The sequence below is a fragment of the Flavobacterium sp. RSSB_23 genome (genome assembly GCF_051547145.1).
In the GTDB taxonomy this organism is placed as follows: Bacteria; Bacteroidota; Bacteroidia; order Flavobacteriales; family Flavobacteriaceae; genus Flavobacterium.
In genome coordinates, this window is the sequence record NZ_JBPTTO010000002.1 from 507688 (window position 1) to 529240 (window position 21553).

The window sequence follows — 21553 nt, forward strand, 5'->3', positions numbered from 1 at the left end:
ATTTGTGTCAATTCTTGAAATTTGTGTTTCTTTCTTTACATTTGCAACAGATGACAAACAAAGCTTTCATATCGAGAATCTTTTTGCTGATTTTGTTGGCGACTATGGTTTTTCAAACCAAGCACAGTTATGCTCATTTGATAGAGCAGCTAGAAGCCCCGATTTGTCATCACGAAAACACGACTTCAAAAAAACAAATCACACACGCGCACCATTATGCGCAACCTTGTTCGGTTTGTGCTTATTCTGTTAACAGTTTCTTGCCGCCTTCTTCATTTTTTTGGGAAAACAGCGAGACTGTAACTTATAGTAAAACGACTAAGTTTTATCTATCTTCAACTTTTACTTGCTACTCAGGAAGTTTATTTGCCTTACGCGCACCACCTATTGCTTAGCTTTTTTTAAGGAAGTGAAGGTAACTTTTTGATAATCTATAATTTGTGATTAAAGCACATTTTGTAGTCAATTTAAAAGTGTTTTTTCACTTTAATACGTCATTTTCGGTTCTCGGAGATGGCAATAATCCTATTTTAATTTTTTTTGAATATCAAAATGCGAGCAAAAAGCTATAGTGTTTTCGTGTTCTTTTGGTTTACGGCTTTGGTTTTTTCACAAAACAAACTAAGCGGTACCATTACTACTGAAACGAAAAAGAACCTTGAAGGGTGTCACGTACACATTGGAAATAAAACGGTAAACACCAACAAAAATGGGTTTTACGAAATCAAAGACTTGCCTTCTGGTACGTTGAAGGTTTCGTTGTCCTATGTGGGTTATCAAACTATTGACACTGTTATTACATTGACATCTGATACTGTATTGAATTTTGTTATGAAGCAAAATACAGAGGCTTTGTATGAAGTTTTGGTGAAGCAAAAAAACACGACACCCAATCAGTCAGTGCTGGAACAAAAAGTAAAAGCAACCACGATTGAGAAGTTTAGTAATCAGTCCTTGGGCGATGTTTTGCAAGAAGTAGCTGGAGTTTCTGGTTTAAAGACAGGAAGCACCGTGGTGAAACCTATTGTAAATGGTATGTTCGGAAGCCGAGTGCCAATTATTAATAACAATGTCCGAATGCAAGACCAAGAATGGGGAACAGAGCACGCTCCCAATTTTGACATCAATGCAGCGGGAAAAATAACGGTGATTAAAGGCGCTTCAGGATTGCAATACGGTGGCGACGCTGTGGGAGGTTTGGTAATTTTAGAACCGATTCAAGTCCGAAAAGACACTTTGTTTGGAAGAACGATGTTCAATTTGGCCTCCAACGGGAGAGGCGGGTCGGTCACTACAAGTGTACACAAAGGCAATGACCTAGGTTGGAGCTGGAACGCACTCGGTACCTTTAAATATATGGGTGATAGAGAAGCACCTGATTATGTTTTGTCGAATACGGGTAACCGTGAATCGAATTTTACGGGCGATATAAAGTATACTGGAAAACATTATTTCCTGTCAGGATTTTATAGTTACTACAACGCGACTATTGGAATTTTGAGTGCAGCACACGTTGGGAGTACTAATGACTTGTATTATGCGATAAAGAATAAACGTCCTTCAGTGATTAAGGATTTCACCTATACTATCGACAATCCAAAACAAGAGGTACAACACCATTTGGCGAAGTTGAATTATCAGTACTATTTTGATGAAACGGCTTCTCTTTCTTCGCAATATTCTTTTCAATTCAATAAACGATTGGAATTTGATATAAGAAGAGGTGTTTTCAATAACAAAGCGGCTTTGGATTTAGAATTGTCTACGCATAATTTGAATGTAGATTTCAAGAAAACCTACCACGATTGGCATTTGAAATCAGGAATAAATGCAGGTTTCCAAAATAATTTCGCCAGTCCAGCCACAGGTATTCGTCCGTTGATTCCCAATTACGAAAAGCTAGACGCTGGAATTTATGGAATTGCTAGTGTTTCCTTGTCTGACGGTTTGGTTCTAGATGGTGGTTTGCGATATGATTTTTCAAAAGTAGATGCCAAAAAGTTTTATTTTAAAAGCAGATGGACCGAAAGAGGTTATGATGTTCTTTTTCCACAATTTGAAGTAAGAGAGGTGGGAGACCAAATTTTGGCACACCCTAATTTTACCTTCCATAATCTTTCAGCCAGTCTTGGTTTTAGAAAAACGTTTGACAAGCAATGGGATTGGTATACCAATATTAGTTTGGCGACCCGAAATCCCAATCCATCGGAATTTTTCAGTGATGGATTGCATCATTCTACTGGTATGATTGAATTGGGAGATTTGGCGTTAAAAAAAGAGCAATCCATAAAATTATCTTCGACTGTACAGAAAACTTGGAATAATTTTTCACTAGAGATAAATCCGTACATCAATGCAGTACAAAACTTTATGTTTCTACGTCCAATTCGCCCTGAAGTAACAAATCGTGGTACATTCTTAGTTTGGGAGTACCAACAAACTAAAGCGCTTTTGGGTGGAGTTGATGTGCAAACGAATTGGACAATCAATTCGCAATGGCAGCATCGTTTTGCTATGGCTTACATCAAAGGAAATGATTTAGACAATGATGAAGCGTTGATAGATATGCCTCCTTTTCATTTTACTAATGCAATTGAGTTCAAGAAAAAAGAATGGCACGAGTTATTGTTGGAGTTAAAGAGCGAGGTTGTGACTCAGCAACAATCCTACCCTAATAATAATTTTGAAATCACCATTATTGAAAATGGGAATTTAGTGCCTCGAGAGTTGGACATTAGCACGCCGCCAGCGGGATATCATTTGCTTCATTTTTATAGTGAAATGAAATTCAATACGTTTTACAAAACCACGACTACACTTGGGTTTGCTGTTCAAAATATATTCAATACAAATTATAGGGATTATCTCAACCGCCAACGCTTCTTCGCAGATGAAGTAGGGCGTAATTTTCAAATACAAATAAAATTTAATTACTAATTACAACTTAATTTAAACCCAATGAAAAATTCAAAGATTTTAGCTTTAGCCTTACTTACCGTATTTACTTTCTCTTCTTGTAACAACGATGACCCAGAAGCAGTAAATGAAGAAGAAGTAATCACTACGGTTACCACAACACTTACTGCAGGAAACTCTGTGATTACTTTAACCTCAAGAGATTTAGATGGCGATGGCCCAAATGCACCAGTAGTGACCGCTTCAGGAGATTTAAAAATCAATACAACCTATAACGGGGCGACCACTTTCTTGAACGAAACTGTTAAGCCTGCTGACGATATTACGGCTGAAGTAAAAGAAGAAGGTGAAGACCACCAATTGTTTTATCAAGCACCAGCAGCTGTTGGAACGTTCACCTACGGAGATACCGATAAAAACGGAAAACCAATTGGTTTGACTTTTACTTTGAAAACTGGAGCAACAGCTACAACGGGAAATATTACCGTAGTTTTAAGACACCTACCAGCTAAGAGTGCAACAGGTGTGGCTGCAGGAGACATCACTAATGCTGGTGGCGCTACAGATGCTTCAGTTACTTTTCCAGTTAAGGTAGTGAACTAGATTTCTGTTCCTTTATATTATTTTAAAGCGCTGCTTCTTGCAGCGCTTTTTTTTTGTAGTGTATACAAAAGGGAAGTGATTCAAAATCCATCGTTTGCGTTAGTAAGTTTCCGTAATTACTGTGTTTTCAGCGGTTTTTGAGTTTGAAAAAGCCGTAAATTTGGGGGACTATGAAAAAATATATTTGTTATGGAAGTTATAAATAAGCCCAATAAATATGAATTGGGCGAAATGCTCCTAGAAATCGGTTCGATACTGATGGTTTCTGGAGCCAATACAGAAAGAATCAAAGTAACTATCGATAGAATAGCTGGGGCGTTTGGTTGTGATTCACAATTAATGATTACCAATCACGCCTTGATGATTACTTTGGTGTATCAAAACAAAAATAAAACCTTTACCAGCGTCAAATGGGTGCCCAACATGCACTTGAATTTTAATTTGATTTCTGAAATCAGTATTATGAGCTGGAGAATCGTTTTAGAGCAATGGAGTGTAGAACGCATCAATCAAGAGTTAGCAGTTTTAAACAGAAAGCCTTTGTATCCAAGGATTTTAGTACTTACAATGGTAGCCCTTGCAGGAGCTTCATTTTGTAGACTATTGGGTGGCGATTTTGTAGAAATGTTAGCTTGTTTTGTAGCTTCGTTCGCTGGTCTTTTTGTGAGACAAGAAGCTATGAAATTAAAATTTAATTTTTATTTGTGTGTCTTTTTTGCATCGGCTACAGCGGCTTTAGTTTCGGGATTTTATTTTTTCTTTAATCCTACACTTACTTACATTCACGCTTTTTCTACCTCGGTCTTGTTTTTAATTCCTGGTGTACCAATGATGAATTCTTTTTCAGACTTGATAGATGGTAACATCCTAAACGGAATTACTCGCGGTGTGAATGTTTTAATCATTGCATTTGCTATCGCACTTGGGCTTTTAATGGGATTGTTAATTTATAATTTCTAAATCATGGATGTTGTATTATTTTTAGAAAAAGGAGTTTGGTTGGGAATTGCAGCCATAGGATTTGCTATTTTGTTCAACGTGCCTAGACGGGCGTTGCTTTCAATATTTATTATTGGAGCGCTTGGTGGCTTGACTAAATTTTTGATGTTAGAATATAAAATTGGAATTGTTCTGGCGGTGCTTTGTGGCGCTTCTTTAATTGGTTTTTTGAGCGTATTTGCGGCACACAGACGAAATTGTCCTCCCATTACTTTTGCCATACCCGCTGTAATTCCTATGATACCAGGACTGTTTGCCTATAAAGCGATGATTGGGATTATAGAATTAACCTCGGAGAAAGACCCAGTAGCGTATTCAAAAATTTTCTTTGAATCGGTTAACAATGGGTTGACGACCTTTTTTGTATTGGTGGTATTAGCGACAGGTGTAGCGATTCCGTTATTGATTACAAGAAAAAATACTGTAAAAAGAATTCAAACCGAAGAGTAATTGGGAAGTGTTTTTTGGTAATAAAAAGGACGGTGGAGTTACTAAACTTTTGCTAAAACAGTAGCTTTTTTCTACTGAATTGCTTAAATTTACTACATAACTAAAAAATATTGTAACGATGAAAGTACAAATCAACACCGACAAAAACATCGAAGGACACGAGAGATTAGAAGCTTATTTTTCTGGTGAATTAGAAAAATCATTGGCTCGTTTCGAAGAAAAAATTACCCGAATCGAAGTGCATTTTGGTGATGAAAATAGTAACAAATCGGGGGTAGATGATAAACGTTGCTTGATAGAAGTGCGTGCAGCCAATAGCCAGCCTATAGCAGTTACAGAACATGCAGGCAGTATCGAAAAAGCATTTCATGGGGCATTAGATAAAATCAAACGCACCTTGACTTCTACTTTTGAAAAGCAAAAAGCGTATTAATAAATCTTTAGCGTAGCGCTAGTTCTAAATAAAAGGGCAATGTCGAAAAACATTGCCCTTTTTTATTTGAAAAAAATACGTTTTTTAGAAGGTAAGTGAAGCGCCCAATTGAAAGACTTGGTTTTTAGCATCGCTGTCTTTGATGACTTCTTTGAAACTACCAATATATCTTCCGTTAATAGCGAGTCCAAATGGTAAATTGAACGACATTCCAAACGCCCAAGCACTATCAAAAGTTTTGAAATCTGGATTTTGAGGACCGTCAATTTTGTCACTTACTTTGAATCCAAATTGAGGACCTGTTTCAAAGCTAACAACTTTTAATAAATACAATTTAGCCAAAATAGGCACTTGTATGTAGTTCAAGTCAAAATCAGTAGTATTTGTGTTAAAACCTTGTTTAGAGAATTGAACTTCGGGTTGTATAAAAAGCAATTTGGGAACAACTGTCATTTCTTTGTAAACGCCAAGATAATAGCCATTGTTGCTTTTTATTTTGCCAAAATTTCCGTCGCTTGCTGTAGAGAAATTAGCTCCTGCTCGAACACCAAAACCTTGCGCAAATGAACTTTGTGACAAGGAAAAGAATAGAAAAGCAAGTAAAAGAGTTGGGATTGTTTTCATAATTAGATTGATTTTGATTGTTTTACATTTCAAAAATAAATCAAAAAAGCCGACCAAGCGTCAATTCGTCTTGTTTTTTGGCATTCAAAGTAGCGAAGTAAACAAAGCTCAGAGAAAGTAGCTATTTTTGTTATTCATTTAACCAAACACGATTTATGAAAACCACACTTACTATTGGACTTTTTTTGGTATTGGGACTCTTTTCAACTATGGCTCAATCTCAGAACGCTGAAAATCAAAAAATCGCCCTGACACTCGATGCTTGGCACAAAGCAGCAGCACAAGCTAAATTTGATACTTATTTTGGATTAATGACCAATGATGCCATTTTTATTGGCACTGATGCCAAGGAGAATTGGAACAAAACCGCTTTTCAAGCTTTTGCAAAACCTTATTTCGATAAAGGAAAAGCCTGGAATTTTACAGCTATTGAGCGCCATATTTTTTTGGATACCACGGGTAAATTAGCTTGGTTTGACGAGTTATTGAGCACGCAAATGAAAATCTGTAGAGGTTCGGGTGTGTTGGTGAAAGTAGGAAAGGAGTGGAAAATCAAACATTATGTGCTTTCTATGACGATTCCAAACGAAAACGTAGATGAAGTGGTAAAAATCAAAACGCCTATAGAAGATGGAGTTATGAAAAAATTGACGACCAAAGAATAAAACGTTTTTGTCAGCGCATTAGTATTTAAAAAAAAGTTAGCCACTACCCGAGCGATAGCGAATAGGCGAAGCAATAGCACAATTTGTCACTAATTGCCATCGAAATTGATATTGAATGACACGAATACCATCAACTATAATAATTCGTATCATTTAAACACATTGTAATTCTTGATTTATAGTGAATTCGTGGCGGAAATTTTATAAGCGAATGTCCTTGTTTTTTGTTAAGCAAAGCGAGCCTTCGAATTTAATTGCTTATTTTTGCCCGAAATAGCAAAAATACCGTGGGAAGTAAAAATAAATTAAAAAGGTTCAAAGAAAACGAAACATTCGATAATGTGTTTCAACCAACAAGAGAAGAAGTAGTAGGTGAGTTGTTTCCTCTGAAAGGAAAATGGAATACAGAATTTTTCAAAAATGACAATCCATTAGTACTAGAATTAGGTTGCGGAAAAGGAGAATATTCTGTTGGCTTGGCTGAGCGCTATCCCAATAAGAATTTTATTGGTATCGATATTAAAGGGGCTCGATTTTGGAGAGGCGCCAAAACGGCTGTAGAAACAGGTTTACACAATGTGGCTTTCGTAAGAACGCAAATTGAATTAATCAATCATATTTTTGCCGAAAATGAAGTAGACGAAATTTGGATTACTTTTCCTGACCCACAAATCAAATACAAGAGAACGAAACATCGTATGACGAACTCAGAGTTCTTACAATTGTATAAAAAAATCCTGAAAAAAGAAGGTATCGTTAATCTAAAAACCGATTCAGAATTCATGCATGGTTATACTTTAGGACTTTTGCATGGCGAAGGACATGAAGTGTTGTATGCGAATCATAACGTGTATAAAAACGAAGGAAGTCCTGAGGAGGTTACGGCCTTTCAAACATTTTATGAAAAACAATATTTAGCCATTAATAAAGCGATTACTTTTATTCGTTTTAAAATAAAATCATAAACTAGATTTTTAATTAAATCTAGTTTTCTCTTCTTGATATGCAGGTACTAGGTCTCTTTTTTCTCGGTTTTATTAGCGCTTTTGTTGGTATTTCACCACCAGGACTGATTAATATGACTGCAGTAAAAGTGAATCTTAAGGAAGGAAAGCGCACCGCTTTATGGTTTGTTTTTGGTGCCGTAATTATCATATTTTTTCAAACATTCTTAGCGCTTTTATTTGCAAGAGTCATTGACAAAAGTCCTTCACTTATTCTATTACTAAGGGAAATTGGCTGTGTAATTTTTGCCCTGCTTACGGTTTATTTTCTTTTTGTTGCCAAAAAGCCAAAACTTAAAGGTGGTAATATCAAAAAGTACAGTAATAGTTCCCGTTTTTTTCTTGGAATGTTACTTTCAGCATTGAATTTCTTTCCGATTCCCTATTATGTTTTTTTAGGAATTACATTCGCCTCTTATCAGTTATTTACCTTTGACTTTTTATCGATTTTAATTTTTGTTTTAGGTGTAGTATCAGGGGCTTTTGTTGTTTTTTATGGTTATGTTGTTTTCTTTACTAAAATTGAATCTAAAGCCGATTTTTTTATTCAAAATATGAATAAAATTATTGGTACAATTACTGGGTTAATAGCTGTTGTTACCTTTTTGAATATCTTGAAGCATTATGGTTTGTTATCTCTTTGAATAAAAAATGGAAGAAACCAATTTTTTTGAGCGTGTTTATGCTGTGGTAAGGCAAATTCCTTATGGCAAAGTCACTTCTTATGGCGCCATTGCCAAAGCTCTTGGGACTGCGCGTTCTGCCAGAATGGTGGGTTGGGCTATGAATGCCTCACACCATCTAGAAGATGTTCCTGCACATAGAGTCGTGAACCGTAAAGGACTACTTACGGGTAAATTTCATTTTGATGGAACGAATGTAATGCAACAGTTGTTAGAAAGTGAGGGAATTGTTGTAAAAAACAATCAAATTGTAGACTTTGAAGCTCATTTTTGGGAGCCTGAGATTAATTGCTGATTTTCATAGCTTCTATGCCTTTTTTGAATTACTGCATTTGCCTATTTTTCTATCAATATTTTCAATTCAATCCTAATTGATTCCATAATTTTCCTATTATCTTTGCAATCCAAAATCAGTCTTATTAAAAGATTAGCGATTGAATAAATAATTTAATGATGAAACTAGATAGAAAAGAAATACTAAAAGCATTAGAAACGATTACTATTGCTGGAGAAGGGAAAAATATGGTGGAAAGCGGAGCTATTGCAAACGTTGTTACTTTTGGTGACGAAGTAGTGGTAGATTTAGTATTGCATACTCCTGCAATGCATATTAAAAAACGTGCAGAAGACGATATTAAAAAAACGATTCTGGAAAAAGTTTCTGCCGAAGCTAAAATCAAAATTAATAGTAAAGTTGAGGTTCCGGACAAGCCAGAAGTTAAAGGAAAGGCGATACCAGGAATCAAAAATATTATTGCTGTTGCCTCTGGTAAAGGTGGAGTAGGAAAATCTACTGTAACTGCTAATTTAGCTGTTTCTCTAGCTAAAATGGGATTTAGTGTTGGGGTGTTAGACGCCGATATCTACGGTCCTTCTATGCCAATTATGTTTGATGTAGAAAACGAAAAACCAATTTCTATTGAAGTTGACGGAAAATCAAAAATGAAACCGATTGAAAGTTATGAGGTAAAAATGCTTTCGATAGGATTTTTTACTTCTCCAAGTCAAGCAGTAATCTGGAGAGGTCCGATGGCATCTAAAGCCTTGAACCAAATGATTTTTGATGCGAACTGGGGAGAATTGGATTTTATGTTGATTGATTTGCCTCCAGGAACAGGAGATATTCATTTGTCTATTATGCAGTCTTTGCCAGTAACTGGTGCTGTTGTAGTGAGTACTCCACAAGCGGTTGCTTTGGCTGATGCAAGAAAAGGAGTAGCGATGTTCTTATCTGACGCAATCAATGTTCCAGTTTTGGGGATTATAGAAAACATGGCTTATTTTACACCTGAAGAGCTTCCTGAGAATAAATACTATATCTTTGGTAAAGAAGGGGCTCGTAACTTAGCTACAGATTTAAATGTGCCTTTCTTAGGAGAAGTGCCAATCGTTCAATCTATCCGCGAAGCTGGAGATTACGGTCGTCCTGCTGCTTTACAAACAGATTCAATTATTGGAACTGTTTTCGAAAATATTACACGTAATGTGGTGCAAGAAACAGTAAATAGAAATGAGAGTTTGCCTGCTACAGAAGCCATAAAGATTACGACAATGGCGGGTTGTTCAGCAGTTAAAAAATAATAATTAAAAATTCAACCTTCAGGGTTTACTTTGAAGGTTGAATGATTAAATACTACACTATGACAACAGAAGAATTAACAGAAAATGTTATGAAAGCCTTAGATGAGATTAGACCTTTTCTAAAATCAGATGGAGGCGATATTACCTTAATTTCTATTGAGGATGAAAAACACGTCAAAGTAAGACTAGAAGGTGCTTGTACCAGTTGCAGTGTCAATCAGATGACTTTGCGAGCTGGGGTGGAAACTACAATCAAAAAATTTGCACCACAAATAGAAACGGTTGTCAATGTAATGTAGTTAGCTGCTTTTATTTTGTTCTTTTTTGTATTGATTTTATTGAAGTACGTGAAATTTTAGTAGTATACAAGATAACGATGTAGTGTTGTATTGTTATTGATTTTTGGTTTTTACACTGATATTTTTATTTTTTTATAAAAAAAAGTGATAATAATTCAATTTTATTTTCTTTCTTTATTTAAAGAAAAAATTAAATTTGAAAGTACTAACCTAAAAACTAATCAATTATGAAAAAACAGTACCTAATTTTATTCTTGTTATTGTCAATTTGTAAAAGCTACGGTCAAGAACTAATTCAGGAAGCTTATGTAAAAAGAGCTTACGTTGGTAGTGATGGAGAATGGCAAGACACCTCGTTCGAGACTCCAGTTAATGTGTTTTCTAACAGGCAAGGTTATTTGAAAATCACAGGAGCTGAATTTTTGACCAAACTCAGTGGAGATAGAGCAAAGTTAGAAGAAAATACCGCCTACAATTCGGCTGAATTAACTTCTCAAGCGTTAGTAAGCATCAAAAATGAGAAAAATGGTTTGGTAAGTAATACCTATAAAGGAAAATTAGTTTATAAAACTATTGATGGAGTCTACACACCAGACGTTTCTGTAGTATATACTATAAATCAAGCCGACATACTTCGTTTGAAAATAAGTAATAATAAAAATAGTAAAGAATATATTTTAGATCTCGAGATCAAATAAATAATTAAGGAATTTTAAATAATGGATGTTTTAATAAAGATTAAAGATAGAGAAGGGGTTGTTCACGAATTACAAGCGCCAACAGATATGGCAATGAACATTATGGAATTGTGCAAAGCCTATGAGTTACCAGTTGAAGGAACTTGTGGTGGTATGGCCATGTGTGCTTCTTGCCAGTGTTATGTGCTCAATGATGTTGAATTACCACCTATGGGTGATGATGAAGAAGCCATGCTATCTGAAGCTTTTTATGTAAAATCCAATAGCCGTTTAGGTTGTCAAATTCCAATAACGGAAAGCCTTGAAGGCCTTGAGTTAGAATTGGCTCCAGAAAATTAAAAGTTAAGCCCTGTCGATAAGATAGGGCTTTTATTTTTGAACTATTACACTCGCCTTTGGAGCTATTCTGTCAACAAATAACGAATACGCTTTTTCTGAGGGATGAAGCCCATCTGTAGCTACTAAATAAGTCTCTTTTAGTCCTTGTCTTGTGATGTCGGTGATATTGATAAAAGTAATGCCATTCGTATCGCAGTAACTTTTAGCGAATGCATTATACCTATCGATTTCTGTTGAGATTTTGGTAGGTGTTCCAAATTGTTGACCAAATGGAGTGTAAGCATAATCAGGAATCGAAACCACGATAACATTGTCTTTATTCCCTTTGGCTAAAGCGATGGCTGTTTGTGTTAATTGTGGAAACTCTCTTTCATAAAGGCTAAATTCCCTACTTTGGTATTGATTGTTTACTCCAATAAGTAGGGTTACTAAGTTAAAATCCTTAGTTGGTTGCTGTTCTTTAATCGCATTGATTAAATTAGAAGTCGTCCAACCTGTTTGTGCAATGATTTTTAAGTCTACCGTTAAACCAGGAATAGTGGTTTCAAGCTTTTTCTTTAGTTGTTCTGGAAAACGACAAGTGAGACAAACGCTTTGACCAATAGTATAACTGTCCCCTAGTGCGATATAAGATACTTTTTTGTTAACAGGTTGTGGCTGAGGTTGAGGTGCTGGGCTGCTTTCGGGTTGGGGAACAAGAGTTGTATTTTCGCTAGAACATTGGTTTAAAAAAAGCACTACAACTATCAAAATGAAAAGTCGTAATGCTGTTTTTATATGTTTTGAAAAGTGTTCCATTTCTGTTTTTAAGCAGGTTCCATTGTTAAACTCAGTTGTTCTTCAATCGCATTCCAAAGGCCTATTCTTTTTTCTAAGGCTAAAATGGAAATATTTTCTACCTCTTCCCATTTTTTAGCGTCATTTCCGCAAAGTTCGGTTATCATTTGCATGGCCATTGGTCCGTGTTCGTCAGCATCCAATTCGATATGTCTTTCGAAATAGTAAATCAATTGTTTTAAATCCGTTTCAGGGAAGTTTTTTTGGAAGTTTTGCAGGATTTCTGTGAACATACTTGGAATCAAATCTTCTCTTCCGAAGGTGAACGCAGCGGCTATTTCATGCGCTTTTCCATGTTCAATCACTTGAAAAGTGAAGTCCAAAAATGATTTAATATTCGGGTGTAATTGGCTTTTTTTAATAGCCACAAAAATATTCTGAATGGATTGTACTTCGTCAAGGAAATTAGTAATTCCTGATGTGTCTGCACCGCAAGCTTCCATAGCTTCTAGGTACATTTCGAAGTGGCTTAAGTGTCTTCCGTCCATACTAAGGTCGGTTTCTTCAGCTAAAACAATTTGGTTGATTAAATAGCGAGTTTCTGGATTAGGGGTTGTAAACCATGGCGTTGTTGTACACGTTAATTTGGATTGTAAGGCTTTCAGAAGTGACATAAAGTCCCATACGGCATACACATGCGTTTCTAGAAAACTATGTAGATCTTCTAGATTTTGTACTTTCTGATATAGACTATGATTTAAAAGTTGTTCTTTTTGAGAAGCTATCTTTGAATTGATGTAGGTAATGTTCATTGGGATTTTTTTGTAAAATTAAAAAAGCTTCCTGTTACCAAGAAGCTTCTATAATTGATTTTATCAATACTTTAATACTTGTTTATCTTATTTAAAAGCTGCAATTCCTGTGATATCCATTCCCGTAATTAATAAATGAATATCGTGGGTGCCTTCATACGTAATTACCGATTCTAAGTTCATCATATGGCGCATGATAGAATATTCGCCTGTGATTCCCATTCCGCCTAGCATTTGTCTTGCTTCACGAGCAATATGAATTGCCATGTCGACATTATTTCTTTTGGCCATTGAGATTTGAGCAGAAGTCGCTCTGCCTTCATTTCTCAAGACGCCTAATCTCCATGTAAGCAATTGCGCTTTTGTGATTTCAGTAATCATTTCGGCCAATTTTTTTTGTTGTAATTGGGTTCCTGCGATAGGTTTGTCAAATTGAATACGCTCTTTGGCATAACGCAAAGCAGTATCGTAACAATCCATAGCGGCTCCAATAGCGCCCCAAGCAATTCCATAACGAGCAGAATCTAGACAACCCAGCGGTGCGCCTAATCCTGATTTGTTTGGTAAAAGGTTTTCTTTTGGAACTTTTACATTATCAAAAATCAATTCTCCCGTAGCCGAAGCTCTCAAAGACCATTTGTTGTGAGTTTCAGGAGTGGTAAATCCTTCCATACCGCGTTCTACGATTAAACCGTGAATTCGTCCTTCTTCATTCTTTGCCCAAACTACAGCAATATCAGCAAAAGGAGCGTTAGAAATCCACATTTTCGCACCATTTAATAAATAGTGATCGCCTTTGTCTTTAAAGTTGGTGGTCATTCCACCTGGGTTAGAGCCGTGGTCAGGTTCCGTCAATCCAAAACAGCCCATGAATTCTCCGGTAGCTAGTTTGGGTAGGTACTTCATACGTTGTTCTTCGTTACCGTATTTCCAAATAGGATACATTACCAAAGAAGATTGTACAGATGAAGTAGAACGCACGCCAGAATCACCACGTTCAATTTCTTGCATGATCAATCCGTAAGATATTTGATCCAATCCGGCACCACCATATTCAACAGGAATGTAGGGGCCAAAACCGCCAATTTCTCCCAAACCTTTGATGATTTGTTTTGGAAATTCAGCCTTTTGGGCATAGTCTTCTATAATTGGAGATACTTCTCTTTTTACCCAAGCTCTTGCGGCGTCACGCACTAACTTGTGTTCTTCGGTTAATAAATCGTCAAGATTATAGTAATCAGGAGATTGAAATAAGTCTGGTTTCATGGTTCGAAAATTTTATGGCAACAAATCTACATAAAGAAATATAACAAAACTACTTAAAAATGTTATAATTTTTACATTCATTTTTATTAGTATCGCTTTTAGTAAGCAAAATAAAGTTACGGTTTAATTTTGAATTAAAATAGCGACAATGTTAGAGTTCAAGGTTTATAAAATGACGAAACGCTTTGTTCAACTCAAAATGCGACAAATGCTCTATTGCTCAAGAGACAATCGATAGTTTGCTTGACGAAATATTTTTTGTAGATTTTTATTAAAACAGTCCTTTTGTAGGTGTCTGAATTTTAGAATTTTGAATTTTTTTTATGACTGACTCTCGATATTGCAATGGCGCTTTTTTTAGTAGTATATTTTTTTTGTTCTGTGCTAAAGTTTTTAATTTAAAAGTAAAGATTAAAGAGTTGTATAGTACAATACAATTTTTTAATATTGTGAAGTAACTATGAATCAAATAAACAATTCTCTCACATAAATCAAAATTACAAAATATGAAAAAACAACTAACATTGGCCATATTCTTTTTGCTAGGCGTAATTGGGTATTCTCAATCTCTTGATTGTAGTAAGTTAAAAAATGTTAAGGCAGTAGATCCTGATTATCCTAAAAAGATTTTTGTAATTAACGGCACAAAGCAAGAGAGTTTTGATAATGGAGTATTAAAGATGGAATGGAGTGTAAAATGGATAACAGATTGCCAATATGAAGTAATTTGCACGAAGAAAATTGCTGAAAGTCAAATAGAAGTAGGTGATAGAATAGTAAATGACATTGTGAGTATTGATGGCGATTGCTTTACTCTCAAAAGGACTCTTTATTGTAAAAACTTTCCCGAAGGAGATGTTGATGGAGGTACATTTTGCATAGCTAAGTAGTTTCGAAACTTTGATAAACTGTTTATGGAAAGCAATTTTTATTTGTAAAAAAATAGAAATTGCTTTTTACATCTTCAAATAAAAATCCTTAGTTAATTCAATATATTCTTGAGTATAGACGTGTCTTGCGGTTTCGATAACCAATTCGTCAATTGGTAAATCAGTAGTTTCATTTCGGCTAAAAGCCAGTAAGCTACGTTTGATTTCTGTAGTAGGTGTTCCTTTTGCTCGAGTAATTCTTAAAGGATATAATTCGAATTCGTTGGCCAAAGCAATAAAATTTTCTTCTTCTTTGAAGGGAATAATGACTGCAAAAATCCCGTGTTCAGAAAGCAGTAAATCTGCAGCTTCGAGTAATTGTTCAAAGGGCATAGCGTCTTGAAATCGGGCCAAGTCGCGTGATTGATTTTCAGTTTTGTAATCTTCAGAATAGAAAGGTGGGTTGGAAACAATCAAATCATATTCGTCTTCGGGCTCTTCAATAAATTCGTCCAAACCGGCATGAAAACAGAACAATCTATCGTTCCAAGGTGAATTTTCGAAATTATCGGTTGCTTGCTCGTAAGCAGCTTCGTCAATTTCTAAAGCGTCAATTTGCTGTGCTGCGCTTCTTTGTGCTAACATCAAAGCGATGATGCCAGTTCCAGTACCAATATCTAAAATGCTGAAAGGATGATTGTATATTGGAGCCCAAGCGCCCAATAAAACACCATCAGTGCCAATTTTCATGGCGCAACGGTCTTGTTCAACAACGAATTGTTTAAATGTAAACATAAATTAAAATTCCAATTTTTTAAATTCCAAATTCCAAATTCCAAATTCCAAATTCCAAATTCCAAATTCCAATACTTTTTGAGATAAATTCCAAATTCCAAACTTGAGGGCACAATTCTTTTTGTTGGAATTTGGTATTTAAATATTGGAATTTATTTTTGTTATAATAGCAGATAATATTTTTCTTAATTCCTCAATTTCATATAGAAGTGATTCTGATGTTTCTTTATGTTCTGGATTTAGCTCGTGTAATAAGCGAATCCAATATATTGATTCTTTAGCTTCTTTTCTTGCGATTTTTAAACGAAAAACTAAGTCTTTGTCACCAAGCTTCTCATTTGCTTCTATGTAATTAGCTCCAATTGACTCAGAGGATCTTACTAATTGCTTGCTATCTTCAATATTTGAAGTAGTTTTATGTAGTTTTTGAACATAAAATCTACACTCTTTAGCGAATAAAAAAGTTCTTTCTTCTAAATCATAAGGTTTATTCATAATTACATCAAATTCCAAAAATAAATAAATTCCAAATTTTAATACTCTAACAAGGAGATCGATTCTTCTTGTTGATTTTGAATTTTAAATTTAGATTAAAATATTTGAATTTCCATTCCAAAATTGGAATTTAGAATTTCAGTATTGGAATTTCCTTTTAGGTTATAATTTGGAATTTCTTTTTTGGAATATTCTTTTGTGATTCCCCTTTATTTGGAATTTGGTATTTCTTTATTTGGAATTTTAACTAAAGGTACATCTCAATCAATCCCTCAGGTAAATCCATGATGATTTTTTTGTTTTCGCGGTCTACTTTTACCAAGAAATGGTCAATCATTGGGATTAAGATTTCGGCCTCGCCCTTAAGTACTTCGAATAAAGGTTGTGCTGTAGTGTCGTTGATAGATTGAATTTCTCCAACGTATCCTAAACGTTTGTCTTCTACTTCAAAACCAATTACTTCGTGAAAATAGAATTTGTTTCCGCTTAGTTTTGGAAGCATTTTTAAAGGAAGATAAAGGTCACTTCCAATGAGTGCATCAGCTTGTTCTTCGGTAGTAATGTCCTCAAAACGGATGCGTAGAAAGTCGTTTTTGTGCAGTGAACTACTTTCAATAAAAAAAGGAACCAAGTGTTTGTTGTGGTCAACAAACACTGATTCCAAGTTTTCGTATAACTCAGGTTCATCCGTGTCTAAATAAGCTAGGACTTCCCCTTTGAAACTAAATTTTTTGGCTATTTTGCCTAAATAGAAACAATCTTCTTTACGCATTGTCGCCTTGTAAAATTATGCTTCAGTTGTTTCGTTATTCTCTTCTGCAGCTGGAGCTTCTTCAGCTTCAACTTCAGCAACTTCTTCAGCAGGAGTTGCAGCAGCAATAGCAGCAGCTTCAGCTTCAGCTTGTGCAGCTAAACGTTTTGCGTTAACTTCTTGTTCTGCTTTCAAAGCTTTTGCTTTATCAGCAGCTTGAGCTTTAGTCAAACCTTCTTTTTTAGCAACAACTTTGTTTGCTTTTTCCTCTAACCAAGCTGCCAATTTAGCATCTGCTTGCTCTTGAGTCAAAGCTCCTTTGCGAACACCTCCATCAAGGTGGTGTTTCAATAAAGCACCTTTGTAAGAAAGAATTGCTTTAGCAGTATCAGTTGGTTGAGCACCATTGTGCAACCATTTCACTGCACTATCCAAATTTAATTCGATAGTTGCTGGGTTAGTGTTTGGATTGTAAGTACCGATTTTCTCTAAGTATTTACCATCTCTTTTTGAGCGAGCATCTGCTGCTACAACCCAGTAAAAAGGTTTTTGTTTTTTACCGTGTCTTTGTAATCTAATTTTTACTGACATAATCTTGTGATTAAATTTTGAGGTACTCGACCTCGATTAATTAAGGGTGCAAAGATACATTTTTTATTTAAAAAAACTATAGTGGGCTATAATATTCATATTTAGATTTTTAATAACGACTACATATGTCTTTTTTTATTGTTTGAAATAAAAAAACTATAGATTTGTACCGAATCAAATTCATTAATTAATAGAATGAAAAAAATACTTTTTTTTGTTGCTTTAGCTTTAGTTATGAGTTCTTGCTCAGACGATGTGGTTTTCAATAATCCTTCTGTTCAAGGTTTGAAGGACAATGTTTTTTGGCGTGCTTTACAAAGCAAAGCGGTTGTATCTAATGATGGTACAATTGCAATTGAAGCTGTAACATTGAAGGAAAATTTAACTTTACATCTTTCTTCTGTTCAAGAAAAAACGTATTTATTGGACAATAGTGCTGTAGATTATGTTACGTATACTTCTAGAGAGTCATCGCCCGAGATTTCACTCACCTCAAAAAATGGAATGGGAAAAGGGAAGGTCATTGTTTCAGAATACGATGAAGTAAATAAAACAATTACTGGAACTTTTACTTTTGCAATCACTACTCCTGTAACAGGAACGCAAGAAGTTAAAGAATTTTATTTTTCGCAAGGTGTTTTTTACAAAGTGCCAGTGAGCAAAGAATCCACAACTTTGATTAAATAGCTTAATTTTGAGCGTGTTACTTTATTGTAGCCATTGTTGTTTTTTCACAATTATTGTATAAATATTCTAATATGTAGTAGATTAGAATAAAATAAGACTACATTTGTTGCTTTATTATAAATAAGTACATATGAACATTTTTGTTGGAAGTCTTCCATTCAGTATTGAGGAAGCAGATTTAAGAGAGTCTTTCGAAGCTTACGGAGCAGTAGATTCAGTTAAAATTATAACGGATAAATTTACTGGTAGAAGTAAAGGTTTTGGTTTCGTAGAGATGCCAAACGACGCGGAAGCTCAAAAAGCAATTGACGAATTAAACGGGGCTACCGTTCAAGGACGTGCAATTGTTGTAAACAAATCTGAGCCAAAACCAGAAGGCGAAAGAAGAAGTTTCAACAACAACCGTGGTGGTGATTCACGCGGAGGTTACGGAAACAACCGCGGTGGTGGTGACAGAGGAGGAAGATATTAATATTTTTTTCTAGTATAAAAAAAGGGAACAATTGAAAAATTGTTCCCTTTTTTGTTATTTACTTTTTATTAAAAGCGATTTATAAATTGGCCACTAACCAATCACCCACTTCGCTAGTTTTATAGGCTTTACTTCCTTTTGCAGCTAAGTCTTCGGTGACAACGCCTTCTTCTAGTGATTTGTTGACTACGGTTCTTATGGCTTGCGCTTCTTCTTTTAATCCAAAGGCATCTTCAAACATCATTGCGGCAGATAAAATAGTAGCCAATGGATTTGCAATGTTTAGTCCAGTTGCTTGTGGATACGACCCGTGAATGGGTTCGTATAATGAGGTGTGTTCTCCAACAGAAGCTGAAGGCATTAATCCCATTGAACCTGAAATTACAGAAGCTTCATCGGTTAAAATGTCTCCAAATAAATTTTCGGTAATCAATACATCATAAGAGTTAGGCCATTGCACCAAACGCATAGCAACAGCATCTACAAATTCATAACTCACTTCTACTTCTGGATAGTCTTTGGCCATAGCTTGAACCGTTTCTCTCCAAAGACGAGAAGTTTCTAGTACATTGGCTTTGTCTACACAACATAATTTCTTAGAACGCGTCATCGCTAATTCAAAACCTTTTTTGGCCAAACGTTGTACTTCGGCTCTGGTGTACACACAATTGTCAAAAGCAGTTTCGCCATCATCTCTTCTTCCTTTTTCACCAAAATAAATTCCACCAGTTAGTTCTCTCAAGAAAACCAAATCTGTTCCTTCGATACGTTCTTTTTTTAAAGGTGAATTGTCAATTAAAGATGGGAAGGTGAAAGTTGGACGTACATTGGCGAATAAACCTAGTTTTTTGCGCATTAAAAGCAAACCTTGTTCAGGGCGAACGGGTGCGCTTGGGTCGTTATCGTATTTTGGATGTCCGATGGCACCAAACAAAACCGCATCGGCTTTCATGCATATTTCGTGTGTTTCGTCTGGGTAAGGTACACCAACAGCATCAATGGCACAAGCACCTGTTAAGGCTGGTGTCCAAGTGATGTCGTGATTGAATTTTTTCGCAATAGCATCAGATACTTTTACGGCTTCGTTGATGACTTCTGGTCCGATGCCGTCTCCGGCTAAAAGGGCAATATTTAATTTCATGTTTTGGAAATTGTGATAGTTATGTAATGAATCCAAATGGTGAGATTTGGGGTTATATTTTTGAAATTTATACGGTTACAACATTAAGCATTTTTTGTGTAGCGACAATTGCTGCCACAGTTTGGTCAGAGTCTAATCCTCGTGTTTTGAATTCTTTTCCGTTTGCTGTCCAGGTGATAACCGTTTCACACAAAGCATCGGAGCTACTTCCTGGAGGGATTCTTACGGCGTAATCAACGAGCTTAGGTAAAGTCATTTTTTTGCTTTTGTAAATTTTGTTCAGGGCATTCATAAAAGCATCAAATTGCCCATCGCCTTGTGCGTTTTCTTCGATTATTTCTCCATCAATTTTAAGACAAAGTGTAGTTGAAGGGCGCATTCCTTTGGCGTGAACCAAAACATAGGATTGGACCACCACACGTTCTTGATACGACTGACTGTCCAAAACATCAGAAATGATATAAGGCAAATCTTCTTTGGTTACTGTTTCTTTTTTGTCACCCAATTCGATGATGCGTTGCGTAACGAGTTTTAAATCCTCTGCATTAAGTTGTAGCCCTAGCTCTTGAAGGTTTTTTTCAATATTGGCTTTGCCTGATGTTTTTCCAAGCGCATATTTTCGTTTTCTTCCAAAACGCTCGGGTAATAAGTCGTTGAAATACAGGTTGTTTTTGTTGTCTCCATCAGCATGAATACCAGCGGTTTGAGTAAAAACATTATCTCCAACTATGGGTTTGTTCGCCGGAATTCTATATCCAGTAAAAGTTTCTACAAGTTTGCTAACTGAGTATAGAGAAGTTTCTTTGATATTGATTTTTACTTGAGGTAAAAAATCATTGATAACGGCAACGGTACTCTCCAAAGGAGCGTTTCCGGCGCGTTCTCCCATTCCATTTACAGTTACGTGTAAACCGCTGATTCCTGCTTTTATGGCTTCCATAACATTGGCTACACTAAGGTCGTAATCATTGTGTGCATGAAAATCAAAGTGAACGTTAGGGTATTTTTGTGTTATTTTAGAAATGAATTCAAAAGTATCCGAAGGAATTAAAACACCTAATGTATCTGGTAATAAAATTCTTTTAACGGGTTGTTGTGTTATGAAATCCAAATATTGAAATACATAATCAGGAGAATTGCGCATGCCGTTGCTCCAATCTTCGAGATAGACATTGGTGGCAATTCCGTTTTGATTTGCGAGTTCGATTGCTTGTGCAATTTCTGCAAAATGTTGTTCAGGTGTTTTTTTTAATTGGTGGGTTAAGTGGTTCAAAGAACCTTTCGTTAAAAGATTTTGAACTTTGGCTCCGGCTTTTTTCATCCATTCAATAGAAATTCCTCCATCAACAAATGATAAAACTTCTATTCTGTCAGTATATCCCTTGGTAATCGCCCAGTCCATAATGCCTTTTACCCCTTGAAATTCTCCTTCACTTACACGTGCCGAAGCAATTTCGATGCGGTCAATGTGTAATTCTTCTAATAATAATTGAGCAATGGTTAGTTTTTCTGCAGCCGAAAACGATACGCCTGAAGTTTGTTCTCCGTCGCGTAAAGTAGTGTCCATTATTTCAATCTTTTTCTGTTCCATTGGGGAATTATT

27 protein-coding genes are annotated in these 21553 nt (G+C 35.6%); 17 read left to right on the plus strand and 10 right to left on the minus strand.

The genetic code is table 11. From position 1 onward, the window contains the following. Positions 1–50 precede the first annotated feature (50 nt). The 6 genes from ACSVH9_RS05680 to ACSVH9_RS05705 all read left to right on the plus strand — a co-directional run bounded on the left by ACSVH9_RS05680 (position 51) and on the right by ACSVH9_RS05705 (position 5401). Positions 51–395: a hypothetical protein gene (locus ACSVH9_RS05680; RefSeq protein ID WP_438062861.1), complete on the plus strand. Its 345-nt coding sequence runs from the start codon at positions 51–53 to the stop codon at positions 393–395. A gap of 157 nt (positions 396–552) precedes the next feature. Then, positions 553–2937 carry a TonB-dependent receptor domain-containing protein gene (locus ACSVH9_RS05685; RefSeq protein WP_438062862.1) on the plus strand — a complete coding sequence of 795 codons (2385 nt, stop codon included), beginning with the start codon at positions 553–555 and terminating at the stop codon, positions 2935–2937. Positions 2938–2958: 21 nt separating this feature from the next. Then, the gene (locus ACSVH9_RS05690; protein ID WP_438062863.1) at positions 2959–3519 is read left to right on the plus strand and encodes a type 1 periplasmic binding fold superfamily protein; all 561 of its coding nucleotides are present in this window, start codon (positions 2959–2961) and stop codon (positions 3517–3519) included. A 189-nt stretch (positions 3520–3708) separates the two neighbouring features. Next, complete coding sequence (locus ACSVH9_RS05695; RefSeq protein WP_438062864.1) at positions 3709–4479, plus strand: threonine/serine ThrE exporter family protein; 771 nt, start codon at positions 3709–3711, stop codon at positions 4477–4479. A 3-nt stretch (positions 4480–4482) separates the two neighbouring features. Then, positions 4483–4968 carry a threonine/serine exporter family protein gene (locus ACSVH9_RS05700; protein ID WP_438062865.1) on the plus strand — a complete coding sequence of 162 codons (486 nt, stop codon included), beginning with the start codon at positions 4483–4485 and terminating at the stop codon, positions 4966–4968. A 118-nt stretch (positions 4969–5086) separates the two neighbouring features. After that, positions 5087–5401: an HPF/RaiA family ribosome-associated protein gene (locus tag ACSVH9_RS05705; protein ID WP_438062866.1), complete on the plus strand. Its 315-nt coding sequence runs from the start codon at positions 5087–5089 to the stop codon at positions 5399–5401. 84 nt (positions 5402–5485) lie between these two features. Here ACSVH9_RS05705 and ACSVH9_RS05710 read toward each other — a convergent pair whose 3' ends face one another. Then, on the minus strand, positions 5486–6025 hold the full coding sequence (locus ACSVH9_RS05710) for a porin family protein (RefSeq protein WP_438062867.1): 540 nt from the start codon (positions 6023–6025) through the stop codon (positions 5486–5488). Between the two features lie 155 nt (positions 6026–6180). On the opposite strand from ACSVH9_RS05710, the gene ACSVH9_RS05715 reads away from it, so the two are divergent. The 8 genes from ACSVH9_RS05715 to ACSVH9_RS05750 all read left to right on the plus strand — a co-directional run bounded on the left by ACSVH9_RS05715 (position 6181) and on the right by ACSVH9_RS05750 (position 11294). Next, on the plus strand, positions 6181–6690 hold the full coding sequence (locus ACSVH9_RS05715; RefSeq protein WP_438062868.1) for a nuclear transport factor 2 family protein: 510 nt from the start codon (positions 6181–6183) through the stop codon (positions 6688–6690). A 287-nt stretch (positions 6691–6977) separates the two neighbouring features. Beyond that, a complete protein-coding gene (trmB, locus tag ACSVH9_RS05720; RefSeq protein WP_159691049.1) occupies positions 6978–7655 on the plus strand; it encodes a tRNA (guanosine(46)-N7)-methyltransferase TrmB in 678 nt (225 codons plus the stop codon). A gap of 38 nt (positions 7656–7693) precedes the next feature. Next, the gene (locus ACSVH9_RS05725; RefSeq protein ID WP_438062869.1) at positions 7694–8338 is read left to right on the plus strand and encodes a LysE family translocator; all 645 of its coding nucleotides are present in this window, start codon (positions 7694–7696) and stop codon (positions 8336–8338) included. 7 nt (positions 8339–8345) lie between these two features. Next, positions 8346–8672, plus strand: a complete 327-nt coding sequence (locus tag ACSVH9_RS05730; protein ID WP_438062870.1) for an MGMT family protein — start codon at positions 8346–8348, stop codon at positions 8670–8672. A gap of 158 nt (positions 8673–8830) precedes the next feature. Then, a complete protein-coding gene (locus tag ACSVH9_RS05735; RefSeq protein WP_438063036.1) occupies positions 8831–9958 on the plus strand; it encodes a P-loop NTPase in 1128 nt (375 codons plus the stop codon). Positions 9959–10017: 59 nt separating this feature from the next. Next, positions 10018–10257 (plus strand): NifU family protein, encoded by a 240-nt coding sequence (locus ACSVH9_RS05740; RefSeq protein WP_159688117.1) that lies wholly within the window; start codon positions 10018–10020, stop codon positions 10255–10257. Between the two features lie 227 nt (positions 10258–10484). Continuing rightward, the gene (locus tag ACSVH9_RS05745) at positions 10485–10955 is read left to right on the plus strand and encodes a hypothetical protein (protein WP_438062871.1); all 471 of its coding nucleotides are present in this window, start codon (positions 10485–10487) and stop codon (positions 10953–10955) included. A gap of 21 nt (positions 10956–10976) precedes the next feature. Further along, the gene (locus ACSVH9_RS05750; RefSeq protein WP_035717200.1) at positions 10977–11294 is read left to right on the plus strand and encodes a 2Fe-2S iron-sulfur cluster-binding protein; all 318 of its coding nucleotides are present in this window, start codon (positions 10977–10979) and stop codon (positions 11292–11294) included. 30 nt (positions 11295–11324) lie between these two features. Here the strand turns inward: ACSVH9_RS05750 and ACSVH9_RS05755 are convergent, their stop codons facing one another. From ACSVH9_RS05755 to ACSVH9_RS05765, 3 genes are all read right to left on the minus strand, one after another. Next, on the minus strand, positions 11325–12092 hold the full coding sequence (locus ACSVH9_RS05755; protein WP_438062872.1) for an SGNH/GDSL hydrolase family protein: 768 nt from the start codon (positions 12090–12092) through the stop codon (positions 11325–11327). 8 nt (positions 12093–12100) lie between these two features. After that, positions 12101–12883: a DUF3050 domain-containing protein gene (locus ACSVH9_RS05760; RefSeq protein ID WP_438062873.1), complete on the minus strand. Its 783-nt coding sequence runs from the start codon at positions 12881–12883 to the stop codon at positions 12101–12103. 87 nt (positions 12884–12970) lie between these two features. Then, entirely contained in the window at positions 12971–14149 is a 1179-nt protein-coding gene (locus ACSVH9_RS05765) for an acyl-CoA dehydrogenase family protein (protein WP_064715446.1), read from the minus strand. Between the two features lie 506 nt (positions 14150–14655). Between ACSVH9_RS05765 and ACSVH9_RS05770 the strand changes: the two genes are divergently transcribed. Further along, complete coding sequence (locus ACSVH9_RS05770; protein ID WP_438062874.1) at positions 14656–15039, plus strand: hypothetical protein; 384 nt, start codon at positions 14656–14658, stop codon at positions 15037–15039. Positions 15040–15105: 66 nt separating this feature from the next. On the opposite strand, the gene ACSVH9_RS05775 is transcribed toward ACSVH9_RS05770, so the two are convergent. From ACSVH9_RS05775 to ACSVH9_RS05790, 4 genes are all read right to left on the minus strand, one after another. Next, on the minus strand, positions 15106–15813 hold the full coding sequence (locus ACSVH9_RS05775) for a tRNA1(Val) (adenine(37)-N6)-methyltransferase (protein WP_438062875.1): 708 nt from the start codon (positions 15811–15813) through the stop codon (positions 15106–15108). Between the two features lie 138 nt (positions 15814–15951). Then, complete coding sequence (locus ACSVH9_RS05780; protein ID WP_438062876.1) at positions 15952–16308, minus strand: four helix bundle protein; 357 nt, start codon at positions 16306–16308, stop codon at positions 15952–15954. Positions 16309–16555: 247 nt separating this feature from the next. Next, the gene (rimM, locus tag ACSVH9_RS05785) at positions 16556–17080 is read right to left on the minus strand and encodes a ribosome maturation factor RimM (protein WP_438062877.1); all 525 of its coding nucleotides are present in this window, start codon (positions 17078–17080) and stop codon (positions 16556–16558) included. Positions 17081–17095: 15 nt separating this feature from the next. Continuing rightward, entirely contained in the window at positions 17096–17650 is a 555-nt protein-coding gene (locus ACSVH9_RS05790) for a 30S ribosomal protein S16 (RefSeq protein ID WP_064715449.1), read from the minus strand. A gap of 195 nt (positions 17651–17845) precedes the next feature. Between ACSVH9_RS05790 and ACSVH9_RS05795 the strand changes: the two genes are divergently transcribed. Together ACSVH9_RS05795 and ACSVH9_RS05800 are read left to right on the plus strand one after the other, a co-directional pair. Continuing rightward, positions 17846–18337, plus strand: a complete 492-nt coding sequence (locus ACSVH9_RS05795) for a DUF6252 family protein (protein ID WP_438062878.1) — start codon at positions 17846–17848, stop codon at positions 18335–18337. A gap of 130 nt (positions 18338–18467) precedes the next feature. Next, positions 18468–18809 (plus strand): RNA recognition motif domain-containing protein, encoded by a 342-nt coding sequence (locus ACSVH9_RS05800; protein WP_064715451.1) that lies wholly within the window; start codon positions 18468–18470, stop codon positions 18807–18809. 79 nt (positions 18810–18888) lie between these two features. Here the strand turns inward: ACSVH9_RS05800 and leuB are convergent, their stop codons facing one another. Together leuB and ACSVH9_RS05810 are read right to left on the minus strand one after the other, a co-directional pair. Continuing rightward, positions 18889–19950, minus strand: a complete 1062-nt coding sequence (gene leuB, locus ACSVH9_RS05805; protein WP_438062879.1) for a 3-isopropylmalate dehydrogenase — start codon at positions 19948–19950, stop codon at positions 18889–18891. Positions 19951–20017: 67 nt separating this feature from the next. Beyond that, positions 20018–21541, minus strand: a complete 1524-nt coding sequence (locus tag ACSVH9_RS05810) for an alpha-isopropylmalate synthase regulatory domain-containing protein (RefSeq protein ID WP_438062880.1) — start codon at positions 21539–21541, stop codon at positions 20018–20020. Between the last annotated feature and the right edge of the window lie 12 nt (positions 21542–21553).